Source organism: Streptomyces sp. JH14 (assembly GCF_029428675.1).
Taxonomy (GTDB): domain Bacteria; phylum Actinomycetota; class Actinomycetes; order Streptomycetales; family Streptomycetaceae; genus Streptomyces.
The window spans coordinates 4818622-4831376 of record NZ_JAJNEL010000001.1 but is presented as its reverse complement, the minus strand read 5'-3'; the positions used below and the strand labels follow the sequence as shown (position 1 = coordinate 4831376).

Below are 12755 nucleotides of genomic sequence, written 5' to 3'. Positions count from 1 at the left end.
CTTCAGAGAAGTCGCTGTTCCCGTGGTTAAGAACCTATGGTGATGACTGGTGCGGGCGCAAACTATTTTTTCGACGAGTTTTGCTCACACCTCCCCGTCGTCCTCCCCGCTCTCCTCGTCCGGGTCCTCACCTGCACAGATGGCCAGTACGGCGGCGCCGAACCGGTCCAGCTTCCGGACACCGACCCCGGCGATTCCCGCCAGTTCGCCGTCGCTTCGCGGGACCGCCTCCGCGATCGCCATCAGCGTCTTGTCGGTGAACACGCAGTAGGCGGGCTGGCCGATTTCCTTGGCGCGGACCGCGCGCCAGTCGCGCAGCCGCTCGTACAGCGCCTCGTCCATGTCCGAGGGACAGTCCTCACAGCGCATCAGCTTCATCTCGCCCGCGTCGGTGAGGGTCTTGCCGCAGACCCGGCACAGGGCAGGGCCACGGCGCCCGCGCCTGACCACCGCGGGCCGTTCGACACCGCCCCCGCCGACTCCCCCGCCGCGGGCCGCACCGCGCCCGCCGAGCGCCGCCGACCCGGGTCGCAGCCCGTTCAGGAAGCGGCTCGGGCGCCGTCCGCCGCGGCTGCCAGGAGACCGGGACAGGGACCAGGACAGCGACAGATGCAGGCGCGCCCGGGTGACGCCGACGTAGAGCAGCCGACGCTCCTCCTCGATCTGCTCGTCGGTCCTGGCGTAGGTGATCGGCATCATGCCCTCGGTCAGCCCGACCAGGAACACGGCGTCCCATTCCAGCCCCTTCGCGGAGTGGAGCGAGGCCAGCGTGACTCCCTGGACCGTCGGGGCGTGCTGGGCAGCGGCCCGCTCGTCCAGCTCCGCCACCAGGTCGGAGAGCGTCGCTCCCGGCCTGGCCTGTTCGAAGTCCTCGGCCAGCCGGACCAGGGCGGCCAGGGACTCCCAGCGGTCGCGCACCACTCCGGACCCCGCGGGCGGCTCCGTGGTCCACCCCTTGGTGGAGAGCACCGCCCGCACCTGCGAGGGCAGCCCCTCCGCGTCGTCGAGCAAGGAGTCGTTGCCCCCGGCGCGGGCCGCACCGCGCAGGGCGACGCCCGCCTCCCGCACCTCGGCCCGCTCGAAGAAGCGCTCCGCGCCCCTCAGCTGGTACGGCACGCCCGCGTCGGCGAGGGCCTGCTCATAGACCTCCGACTGCGAGTTGACCCGGTAGAGCACGGCGATCTCACCGGCCGGCACACCCCCGGCGATCAGCTCACGGATCCTGCGGGCGGTGCCCTCGGCCTCGGCGGGCTCGTCCGCGTACTCCGTGTAGCCCGGCTCGGGGCCCTGCTCGCGCTGCGAGACCAGCTCGAGTCGGTGCTCGGCGGCCCGGCCGCGGGCCTGGCCGAGCAGGCCGTTGGCGAGATGGACGACCTGGGGCGTGGAGCGGTAGTCCCGGACCAGCTTGACCACGGTCGCGTTCGGGTAGCGGGCGCGGAAGTTCAGCAGGTGGTCGGGGGTGGCCCCGGTGAACGAGTAGATGGTCTGGCTGGCGTCCCCGACGACGCACAGGCTGTCCCGGTCGCCGAGCCAGAGGTCGAGGAGGCGCTGCTGGAGCGGGCTGACGTCCTGGTACTCGTCGACCACGAAGTGCTGGTACTGGCGGCGGACGTGGTCGGCGATGTCGTGGCGGTCCTGGAGGATCGCCACGGTGAGCAGCAGCACATCCTCGAAGTCGATCACCGAGCGGTCGCGCTTCAGCTGCTCGTACATCGCGTAGACCTGGGAGATCTCGGCCGGATCGCGTGGGGCGTCCCGCTGGGTCTTGGCGACCACGGCCGGATAGTCGGCGGGCACGGTCTGGGTGACCTTGGCCCACTCGATCTCGCTGGTGACGTCCCGCAGCTCGTTGCGGTCGAGCCGGATGCGGCAGCGGGCCGCGGCCTCGGCCACCAGTTGGACCTTGCGCTCCACCAGCCGCGGCAGATCACCACCGACCGCTTTCGGCCAGAAGTACTGGAGCTGGCGCAGGGCGGCGGAATGGAATGTCCGCGCCTGCACCCCGGCCGCGCCGAGCTGGCGCAGCCTCCCCCGCATCTCGCCCGCGGCCCTGTTGGTGAACGTGACGGCCAGCACACTCGTCGGCTGAAGTATCCCCGCGCGCACCCCGTACGCGATGCGGTGCGTGATCGCGCGCGTCTTTCCCGTACCGGCTCCGGCCAGCACGCACACCGGGCCGTGCAGGGCCAGGGCGACCTCGCGCTGCTCGGGATCCAGCCCGTCGAGCACGGCGTCCGCCGTCTCGGGGACCTGGGGGAAGAAAGAGGAATGCGTTGCTGATGTCACCCCGCCATGCTGCCAGGTCGGGAGAGGCGGACGCGGAAGTTGTCCACAGGGGAGCGGTATCCGTCGTACTAATGCGGGGCCACCGCGGGAATGGCAACCGGGTCACGTACGTTCCACTCCCAGCGAGGACTCACCTTTCCAGCTTTTCCGCGAGATGTGACGACGCGACGTAACGAGACGAACAAGACAGAGGAGAGCGAAGACATGCCGGGCACTGTGACGATGTACAGCACCACGTGGTGCGGCTACTGCCGTCGGCTCAAGGGCCAGATGGACCGCGAGGGCATCGCGTACAACGAGATCAACATCGAGCAGGACCCGGAGTCCGCGGCCTTTGTCGAGAAGGCCAACGGGGGCAACCAGACCGTTCCCACCGTTCTCTTCGCCGACGGTTCGACGCTGACGAACCCCTCCCTGGCCCAGGTCAAGCTGAAGGTCGGCGTCTGACCGCACGCCTGCGCAGGGCGCGCTCGCCCGCTGCCTTCCGGCTGGTCCGGAAGGCAGTGGGCGTTCGTGTTCCCGGAAGCCCGGGCCTCAGGTCGGGGCGCTGCGGCGCCGGGCTGCCGGGCCGCAGCCGTGACCGCCCGCCCGAGGACGACCGCGAAGGTCACCGGCCCGACGCCGCCGGGGACCGGGGTGATCAGACGGGCCCGCTCGGCCGGCTGTGGCGAAGTCGACATCGCCGAGGTCGCCCTCGTCGCAGCCGGCGTCGATCACCATGGCGCCCGGTCCGATGTCCGCGCCCGCGATGAAGCGCGGCCCGCAGACTGCGGCCGGCAGGACGTCGCCTACCGGACCATCGACGTCACGTCACGTCCCGGGGCCGGATCAGTGGCCCTGAGTCGTTTCCCGGGGGCGAGCGGCCCCCCGGCACCGCCGGCCCGCAGACCGTCACCGGTCAGCGGTCAGCGGTCAGCGGTCAGCGGTCAGCGGTCAGCCGACGCTGCCCGGCCTCGGGAGCGGCTTGCCGTACCAGAGTTCGATCAGACGGGCCGCGATCGAGATGCCGAAGGGCGGCAGGACCTCGCCCGACTCGAACGCCGCCGTCAGGTCCTCGCGGGAGAACCAGCGGGCCTCCTCGATCTCCTCACCGTCCACATTGATCTCCGACGACGTGGCCCGCGCCATGAAACCGAGCATCAGACTGGATGGGAACGGCCAGGGCTGGCTTGCGATGTACTCGACCTCGCCGACCGTGATGCCCGCTTCCTCGTACACCTCGCGGGCCACCGACTGCTCGATCGACTCCCCGGGCTCGACGAAGCCCGCGAGCGTCGAGAAGCGGCCCTCCGGCCAGTGCACCTGACGGCCCAGCAGCGCACGGTCGTGTTCGTCCGTGACCAGCATGATCACCGCCGGGTCGGTGCGCGGGTAGTGCTCGGCGCCGCAGGCCGGGCAGCGACGGATGTGGCCGGCCGCCGCGATGACCGTGCGCTCGCCGCAACGGGAGCAGAAGCGGTGCAGCCGCTGCCAGTTCTCCAGCGCCACCGCGTGCACCATCAGCCCCGCGTCGCGCGGGCCGAGCAGCAACCCGGCCTCGCGCAGGCCGGCCGGGCGGGCCGGCTGGTCCATGCGGCCGGGCAGAGAGTCCTTCTGCAGCGCGAAGTAGCTGACACCGTCCTCGTCGGTGCCGAGGAAGTAGCGGTGGGTCTCGGTGACCGGGGCCTCGAAGGCCGGGGTCATGACGATCTCCGTACCGCCGTCGGCCGTGTCGTCGATCAGCACCTGCCCGCCCGAGACCACGAAGACCCGGGTGGTCGGGTGGCTCCAGGCTGCGGAGAGCCAGGCCTCGTCGAGGCGGTGGTGTGCGGCGCGGTCGATGCCGCTGGGCGCGGTGAGACCGATGGGCCGGTCGGTGGTGGCGTTGTCGAAGGTGCTCACAGGTGCTTCCTACTCCCCCGGGATGGATCGGGCGTTCAGAGGATTCAGCGGAGTGCGGCGGACAGTTCGCCCCAGAGGTGGGCGGCCGTCTCCACGCCCTTGAGCAGAAGGTCGAGTTCGACCTTCTCGTTGGGGGCGTGCCAGCCGTCGGACGGTACGGAGATGCCCAGGAAGAGGACGGGCGCGCCGAGCACGTCCTGGAGGTCGGCGGCGGGTCCCGAGCCGCCTTCGCGGGTGAAGAGGATCTTCTGTCCGAAGGCCCGCCCCATGGCGCGGGCCACGGCCTGCAGCGCGGGGTGGTCCAGCGGGGTCAGACAGGGGCGGGTGGCCGGGGCGAAGGTGATCCGATGGCGGACACCGGCCGGGAACTGCGCCTCGGCCCAGGCCCGGACGGCCTGTTGGACCCGGTCGGGGTCCTGGCCCGCGACCAGCCGGAAGCTGAGCTTCACGAGGGCGGAGGACGGGATGATGGTCTTGCTCCCGGCGCCCTGGTAGCCGCCGCCGATGCCGTTGACCTCGGCGGTGGGGCGGGCCCAGATGCGCTCCAGGGTGGAGTAGCCGGCCTCGCCCGTCGTCGCCTGCGACTTGGCGGCGCGCAGCCAGGTGGCCTCGTCGAAGGGGAGCTCGGCGAAGAGGGCGCGCTCGGTGTCGGTGAGTTCCGTCACGCCGTCGTAGAAGCCGGGGATCGCGACCCGTCCGTCCGCGTCGTGCAGCGCGGCGACGAGCCGGGCCACCGCGGTGGCCGGGTTGGGGACGGCGCCGCCGAACGATCCGGAGTGGATGTCCTGCCCGGGCCCGTGCAGCTCGATCTCGCACTCGGCGAGGCCGCGCATGCCGGTGCAGACCGTCGGGGTCGTCTCGTCCCACATGCCCGTGTCGGAGACGATCACGGCGTCGGCGGCGAGGCGTGCGGCCTGCTGCTCGACCAGCGCGCGGAAGTGCGGGGAGCCGGACTCCTCCTCGCCCTCGACGAGGAGCTTGAGGTGCACGGCGGGGGTGGTGCGGCCGGTGGTGGCGAGGTGGGCCCGGACACCGAGGGTGTGGAAGAACACCTGGCCCTTATCGTCGGCCGCGCCACGCCCGTACATCCGCCCGTCCCGGATCACCGGTTCGAACGGGTCGGTGTCCCAGCCGTCCTCCCGGGCGGCGGGCTGCACGTCGTGGTGCCCGTAGACCAGGACGGTCGGAGCCTCCGGGTCGTCCGAGGGCCACTCGGCGAACACCGCGGGCGCACCCGCGGTCTCCCAGATCTCCGTGACCGGGAAACCGGTCTCCTTGAGCTTGGCGGACAGCCACTCGGCGCTGCGCCGTACGTCTTCTTCGTGCTCCGGCTGGGCGGACACGGAGGGGATGCGCAGCCACTCGGCGAGATCGTCGAGGAAGGCTGTGCGGTGCTGCTCGGTGTACGTACGGACGGCGCTGTCCGGGGTGTCGCTCATGGTCTTGAGCCTAACGGCCCGGTGGGGGTGGCTCGTCCAGGAGAAGCCTTTCCAGCTCGGCCCGGCCCGGCAGACCGGCGGGGTGGACGGCCTCTCCGCTGCGGACGAACAGGAATGTGGTGGTGACGGAGTCGAGCGGGACGTCGTGGAGCTCGGCCCACGCGAGGCGGTAGACGGCCAGCTGGAGCGGGTCGGCTGCGGGGGTGGAGCCCCGGGCGCCGTCGCGGCTGCTGGGCACGTTGCGGGTGGTCTTCCAGTCGACGATCTCGTACGTGTCCCCGTCGGGGCCCTCGTTGCGATACACGGCGTCGATCCGGCCGCGGATCACCCGGCCCGCGAGGGTGATCCGGAACGGTGTCTCGACGCGGTAGGGGGTGCGGTGGGCGTACGGGGTGCGCTCGAAGGCCTCCTTGAGCGCGGCGAGGTCACGCTCGTCCGCGATGTCGGCGTCGCTCTCGTCGCCGCCGGGCAGCTCGTCGGGGCCGAGCATGGGCAGCGGCAGCTCCTCGAAGCGGGACTCCACCCAGGCGTGGAACCGGGTGCCGCGGCGGGCCGCGGGCGCGGGCGGGCGCGGCATGGGGCGGGCCAGTTCCTGGGCGAAGCCGTCGGGGTCGTCGGCGAGACGCAGCAGCTGGGTGGCGGAGAGCGAGGCGGGCACGACGACCTCGCGCACGGTGGCGCGGGCGCGGCGCAGCTCACCGGCGAGCGCGTCGAGATCCCGGTCCCAGGAGGCGAGGGTGCGGGACTCCTCCGGGGTGAGCCGCGAGGGGGTGCGTGCTGCGGGGACGTGCGGGACCAGGGCGTCGGGGGCGTGCTGGGCGGGGACGTGCGGGACCGGGAGCCGTGCGGCTGGGGCCGTGGGGGGGTCGGTGGTCCAGGAGTCCCAGTCCGCGGCCTCGTCCGGGTACGGCTCGTCCGGGTACGGCTCGCCCTCGGTGTGCGGGTCGTCCGGGAGGGGGTACGGCTCGTCGGGGAACGGGACCGCGTCGTCGTCCGCTGCGACGGGATACGCCCCCGGCGCAGCGCCGCTCCCCCCCGTCGCCAGCTTCTCCAGATGAGCCATCACCGTGTCCGCGGCCGCCCGGCGGCGGCGGAGCGCCGTGTCGTCCAGGGGCAGCGGCCAGGCGTGGTCGGCGGCCGCCTCGGCCAGCGCCGGGTTCTCCTCGCCGTCCGCCGGCTCGTCCGCCCAGGCCTCGATCTCACCGTGACCGGCCGCGCAGTGCTCGTACAGCGCCTGCAGGAAGCCGGACGGACCGCGCGGCTTCTTCTGGGACGGGCCCCACCAGTGGCCGGAGCCCAGCAGCAGGGTGCGGGGCCGGGTGAAGGTGACATATCCGAGGCGCAGCTCCTCGGTGTGCTGGTGCTCCTTCATCTCCGCCTTGAAGCCCCCCAGTCCCCTGGCGTCCCAGGAGTGGACGACGGGCAGCGTGGCAGCGTCGCCGCGCAGGGCGTGCGGGAGGACCTTGGACTGGGACGTCCACGCGTCGCGGGACTGGCCGCTGGGGAACTGGCCGGTGACCAGGCCGGGCACGGCGACGACATCCCACTCCAGGCCCTTGGACTTGTGGGCGGTGAGGACCTTGACGGTGTTCTCGCCGCCGGGCAGCGCGTTGTCCAAGCCCTTCTCGTACTGGACGGCGGTGCGCAGGAAGCCGAGGAAGGCCAGCAGCGTCGCCTCGCCGTCGACGGCGGCGAAGCGGGCCGCCACGTCCAGGAAGTTGGCGAGCGTCTCACGGCGGCGGGCTGCCAGGGCATGCGGCGACGCGGAGAGTTCGACTTCGAGTCCGGTGGTGGCGAGGACGCGGTGCAGAACGTCCATGAGGGGGTCGGCCAGCGACCGGCGCAGGTCGCGCAGTTCGGCGGCGAGGCGGGCGAAGCGGATGCGGGCCTCGGTGGAGAACGGCAGCCCGTCGTCCTCCGTACCGCCCGATTCGAGGAACGTGTCGAGAGCGTCGGCGAGCGAGATCACTTCGGCCGGGTCGATGCCCTCGACGGCTTCGGCGAGCCGGCGGTCCGGGTCGAAGTCGTCGTCGGCGTGGGTCGCGCGGTGGACGAGGAGACGGGCACGGCGGCCGAGGAGGGCCAGGTCGCGGGGGCCGACCCGCCAGCGGGGGCCGGTGAGCAGCCGGACCAGGGAGGCGTTGGCACCGGGGTCCTGGAGGACTTCGCAGACCGCGACGAGGTCGGCGACCTCGGGCAGGTGCAGCAGCCCGGAGAGGCCGACGACCTCGACCGGGATGTCGCGGGCGACGAGCGCCGCCTGGATCTGCGGGAAGTCCCCGGCGGTGCGGCACAGGACGGCGATCTCGCCGGGCGCCTTGCCGGTCCGCACGAGATGGGCGATCGAGTCGGCGAGCCACTCGATCTCTTCGGTGTGGGTGCGCAGCAGGGCGCAGCGGACGATCCCGTCGCGCTCGGCGCCCGGGGCGGGGCGCAGCGCCTCGACGCCCTCGTGCATGGCGCGCAGCGGCTCGGCGAGCCCGTTGGCCAGGTGCAGCAGGCGGCCGCCGCTGCGGCGGTTCTCGCTGAGGGCGTAGCGGGTGGCGGGGGCGCCGTCGGCGTGCGGGAAGTGGTGCGGGAAGTCGTCGAGGTTGGCGACGGAGGCGCCCCGCCAGCCGTAGATCGCCTGGCAGGGGTCGCCGACGGCGGTGACGGCGTGCCCGGACGCGGTGCCGTCGGGGCCGCGGCCGAAGAGGGCGGAGAGCAGCAGGCGCTGGGCGACGGAGGTGTCCTGGTACTCGTCGAGCAGGACGACCCGGTATGCGTCGCGCAGGATCGCACCGACCTCGGGGCGGGTGAGGGCCAGCTCGGCGGAGAGCGCGATCTGGTCGCCGAAGTCGAGGAGGTCACGGCTGCGCTTGGCGTCCCGGTAGCGCCGGGTCAGTGCCAGCAGCTGGCGGCGGGCCTCGGCGGTCTCGGGGATCTTGCGCAGCTCGGCGTTGGTGAGCCGGGCCGATGCGAGCGTCCGGAGGAGCTCGGTGTCGTGCTCCGCGAGCTGTTCGGGGCGGACGAGATGCTCGGCCAGCTCGGCGTCGAGTGTCAGCAGATCGCTGACCAGGGTGGGGAACGACCTGGTCAGCGCCGGGTACGGGCCGGGCGCCTCGCGCAGCACGCGGGCGGCGAGCTGGTAGCGGGTGGCGTCGGCGAGGAGGCGGGTGGTGGGTTCGAGCCCTATCCGCAGACCGTGCTCGGTGAGGAGCCGTCCGGCGAAGGCGTGGTACGTGGAGATGCTGGGCTCGCCCGGCGGGTTGTCCGGGTCGATCGCGTCCGGATCGGTGACCCCGGCGGCGACGAGGGCTTTGCGGACGCGCTCCGCGAGCTCGCCGGCCGCCTTGTTCGTGAAGGTGAGCCCGAGGACCTGCTCGGGGGCGACCTGCCCGGTCCCGACGAGCCACACCACGCGCGCCGCCATCACCGTGGTCTTCCCGGACCCGGCTCCGGCCACGATCACCTGCGGGGCGGGCGGCGCGGTGATGCAGGCCGTCTGCTCCGGGGTGAAGGGGATCCCGAGGAGTTCCTTGAGCTGCTCGGGATCGGTGATGCGTGAGGACACTCCACAGAGGCTAACCGGGCGCACCGACAAAACGCGCGGGGCGACCGGCGGCGGCATCGACGCCCATGTGGCCGTCCGGCTGCGCGGGGTGACCGTCCACGACCGGTGCCCGCGTCACTCCAGGATGTGGCGGCCCTCCGGCTGCGCGCTGCACGAGGCGCGGAACGTGCAGTGGGTGCAGTGCTGACCGGTCGTCGGGGTGAAGCGTTCGTCCAGGACGCGGCCGGCGGCCGTGGCCAGCAGGTCGGAGACCCACTCGGTGGCGGGCGGCTCCTGGGCCTGCACCTTGGGAAGTGCGTCGCCGCCCTCCTTCTTGGGGGCGGGCTGCCTCAGCTGTACGAGTTCGGCTCCACCGGGGTCCGGACGGTGGCCGCCGAAGATTTCGTCGACGGCCCCTTCCCGGACGGCCAGCTGGTACACGGCGAGCTGGGGGTGACGGGCGACCTCGTCCTTGGTCGGCGACTGCTTGCCGGTCTTGAAGTCGACGACGTATGCCCGGCCGTCGGCGTCCTGCTCGACGCGGTCCATGGAGCCGCGGATCTGTACCTCGTACTCCCCCGCTTCGAGCGTCACGTCGAAGTCGTGCTCGCTCGCGGCGGCGGTGCGACCGGTGCGGTCCATCACATGCCAGCGCAGAAAGCGTTCGAGGGCGGCCCGCGCCTGTTCCTTCTCCTGCCTGGACTTCCACGGGGCGTCGAAGACCAGGCCGTCCCAGACGGAGTCGAGGCGCTCCATCAGGACCGCCAGATCGGCGGGGGTGCGGCCGGAGGCGACCTCGTCGGCGAGTACGTGCACGACGTTGCCGAATCCCTGGGCGGCCGTCGCGGGAGCGTCCGCCTTCACCTCCCGGCCGAGGAACCACTGCAGGGCGCAGGTGTTGGCGAGCTGGTCGAGTGCGCTGCCCGAGAGCGCCACGGGGTGGTCCCGGTCGCGGAGCGGGACGGCCGAGCGGGTCGGCTCGTACAGGCCCCACCAGCGGTACGGGTGGGCCGACGGTACGAGTGGCTGGCCCTCGTCGTCCGTGAGCGCGGCCAGCCGGGCCAGCCGGTGGGCCGCCTCGTCGCGCAGGGCGTCGGAGGCATCGGGGTCGACGGTGGTGGCGCGCAGCTCGGCGACGAGCGCGGCGACGGCGAGGGGGCGGCGGGGCCGGCCGGTGACGTCGCGCGGGGTGACGCCGAGCTCGGTGAGGAAGCGCGACGGCTGGTCGCCGTCGTCGGAGGGGGCCTTCACCGCGGTGACGATGAGGCGTTCGCGGGCGCGGGTCGCCGCGACGTAGAAGAGGCGGCGCTCCTCGGCGAGGAGTGCGCCCGGGGTGAGCGGTTCGGCGAGTCCGTCGCGGCCGATCCGGTCCGCCTCCAGGAGCGAACCCCGGCGGCGCAGGTCGGGCCAGAGGCCTTCCTGCACCCCTGCGACGACGACCAGCCGCCACTCCAGCCCCTTCGACCGGTGCGCGGTCATCAGGCGTACGGCGTCGGGGCGTACGACGCGCTTGGAGAGGGTGTCGGCCGCGATGTCCTGGGCGTCGACCTCTTCGAGGAAGTTGAGCGCGCCGCGGCCGCCGGTGCGTTCCTCGGCGCGGGCCGCCGTGTCGAAGAGCGCGCAGACGGCGTCGAGGTCGCGGTCGGCGTTGCGGCCGCCCGCGCCGCCGCGCAGCGCGGCCCGTTCGAGCCGCCCCGGCCACGGCGTGCCGGCCCACAGCTCCCACAGGGCCTCTTCGGCGGTGCCGCCGCCTTCGAGGAGCTCCCTGGCCTTGCGCAGGAGCGCACCGAGACGCTGGGCACCGCGGGCGTACGCGGGGTCGTGCGCGACGAGGCGCTCGGGCTCGGCGAGGGCGCGGGCGAGCAGGTCGCCGGAGGGCGGCGGTACGCGGTTCCCGGCGGCCCGCTCCTCGTCGCGCAGCGCCCGCCCGAGCCGTCGCAGATCGGCGGCGTCCATCGAGCCGAGGGGGGAGGCGAGGAGAGCGAGAGCGGTCTCGGTGTCGAGCCAGGGCGCAGAGGGGTCGCCGGGGGCGGGGTGCGCGGGCGGGGGCTGGGGCACGCCCGCTTCCGCGCCCGGGGCGGTCACGGAGTCCGGTACCGGGGCCGGGGGCGCGTCGGACGCTGCCGCCGAGGCCGCCACCGAGGCGGGTGAGCGGTGCAGTGCTGCCGTGGCGACGGTGCGCAGTGCCATGAGCAGCGGCGCCACCGCCGGTTCGTGGCGCAGCGGCAGGTCGTCCCCGTCGACCTCCAGGGGCACCCCCGCCGAGGTGAGCGCGCGGCGCACCGCGGGGATCGTGCGGCCGCCGGCGCGTACCAGCACCGCCATCTCGTTCCACGGCACGCCGTCCTCCAGATGGGCGCGGCGCAGCAGGTCGGCGATGTTGTCGAGTTCGGTGGACGCGGTCGGATAGGTGTACGCCTCCGCGTGGCCGCCCTCGCGGGCCGCGGCGAGCTCCCGGTGGGCGCGCACCTTCGCCGACGGCAGGCGGGTCAGCGGCATGCGTCGGGTGATCAGCCGGGTGGCGTCCAGCAGCTGGGCGCCGGAGCGCCGCGACGTAGTGAGGACGCCGACCGGGGCCGGGCCGCCGTCCGCCCGCCGGAACGTCTCCGGGAAGTCGAGGATGCCGTTCACATCGGCGCCCCGGAAGGCATAGATCGACTGGTCCGGGTCGCCGAACGCGATCAGGTCCCGGCCGCCGGCGGTTCCCGGCGCCGTCCCCCGGTTGCCGGCCAGCGCGTGGAGCAGCCGCACCTGCGCCGGATCGGTGTCCTGGTACTCGTCGACGAACACGGCGTCGTACTGCCCGGTCAGCTGCGCCGACACCTCGGGGCGCTCGGCGAGGAGCACCGCCCGGTGGACCAGCTCCGCGTAGTCCAGCACCCCCTGCGCGTCCAGCACGTCCAGGTATTCGGCGAGGAACTCGGCGGCCGCACCCCAGTCCGGGCGGCCGGTGCGGAGCGCGAAGTCGGCGAGGGCGTCCGGACCGAGACCCAGCTCGCGACTGCGGGCGAGCACCGCACGCACCTCGTCGGCGAAGCCACGTGTGGTCAGGCAGGCCCGCAGCTCGTCGGGCCAGCGGATGTGCGCGAGGCCCTCCTGCGCCAGTTCGAGCTGACCGGCCAGCAGATCGCGGACGGTGACGTCCTGCTCGGGCCCGGAGAGCAGCCGCAGCGGTTCGGCGAAGAGATCGGCGTCCTGATGGGCGCGGACCAGTGCGTAACAGAACGAGTGGAATGTGGTGGCCTGCGGACCGCGGGCGGCGCCGAGCCGGGCGGCCATCCGGTCGCGCAACTCCACTGCGGCCTTGCGGCTGAAGGTGAGCACGAGGATGCGGGCCGGGTCGCCGCCCCGGGCGACGCGGGCGGCGACCGCCTCGACGAGCGTGGTCGTCTTGCCGGTGCCGGGCCCGGCGAGGACCAGCAGCGGGCCGCCGGGGTGGTCAACCACCGCCCGCTGTGCCGCGTCAAGGAGAGGGGGGTCCACGGAACCCGGCCGGGTACGCACCAGTCGGTACGTACCCGTGGTCCGCTGCCGTGTGTGACGGTGCGGACTGTACCGGGTGAAGGAGGAGGAGCTCACGTGGATCGCCGGTCCTGGTGGGTGTGCTGGTGGTGAGG

General features: G+C 73.2%; 6 protein-coding genes and 1 pseudogene. 1 reads left to right on the top strand and 6 read right to left on the bottom strand.

The genetic code is table 11. The features are described 5' to 3' along the window. Positions 1-84: 84 nt before the first annotated feature. Entirely contained in the window at positions 85-2286 is a 2202-nt protein-coding gene (locus LRD69_RS21940) for an ATP-dependent DNA helicase UvrD2 (RefSeq protein WP_277328255.1), read from the bottom strand. Between the two features lie 204 nt (positions 2287-2490). Here LRD69_RS21940 and LRD69_RS21935 point away from each other — a divergent pair, with 204 nt between their 5' ends. Next, on the top strand, positions 2491-2733 hold the full coding sequence (locus LRD69_RS21935; protein ID WP_277328254.1) for a mycoredoxin: 243 nt from the start codon (positions 2491-2493) through the stop codon (positions 2731-2733). A gap of 107 nt (positions 2734-2840) precedes the next feature. On the opposite strand, the pseudogene LRD69_RS21930 reads toward LRD69_RS21935, so the two are convergent. The 5 genes and pseudogenes from LRD69_RS21930 to LRD69_RS21910 all read right to left on the bottom strand — a co-directional run. Then, positions 2841-3072: pseudogene (locus LRD69_RS21930) on the bottom strand (bifunctional 5,10-methylene-tetrahydrofolate dehydrogenase/5,10-methylene-tetrahydrofolate cyclohydrolase); the annotation flags it as partial. A 147-nt stretch (positions 3073-3219) separates the two neighbouring features. Further along, positions 3220-4167 (bottom strand): NAD(+) diphosphatase, encoded by a 948-nt coding sequence (nudC, locus tag LRD69_RS21925; RefSeq protein ID WP_277328253.1) that lies wholly within the window; start codon positions 4165-4167, stop codon positions 3220-3222. A gap of 44 nt (positions 4168-4211) precedes the next feature. Beyond that, positions 4212-5606 carry a dipeptidase gene (locus LRD69_RS21920; protein WP_277328252.1) on the bottom strand — a complete coding sequence of 465 codons (1395 nt, stop codon included), beginning with the start codon at positions 5604-5606 and terminating at the stop codon, positions 4212-4214. A gap of 10 nt (positions 5607-5616) precedes the next feature. After that, positions 5617-9159, bottom strand: a complete 3543-nt coding sequence (locus tag LRD69_RS21915; protein WP_277328251.1) for a UvrD-helicase domain-containing protein — start codon at positions 9157-9159, stop codon at positions 5617-5619. A gap of 114 nt (positions 9160-9273) precedes the next feature. Continuing rightward, positions 9274-12717: an ATP-dependent DNA helicase gene (locus tag LRD69_RS21910; RefSeq protein WP_277328250.1), complete on the bottom strand. Its 3444-nt coding sequence runs from the start codon at positions 12715-12717 to the stop codon at positions 9274-9276. Positions 12718-12755 lie beyond the last annotated feature (38 nt).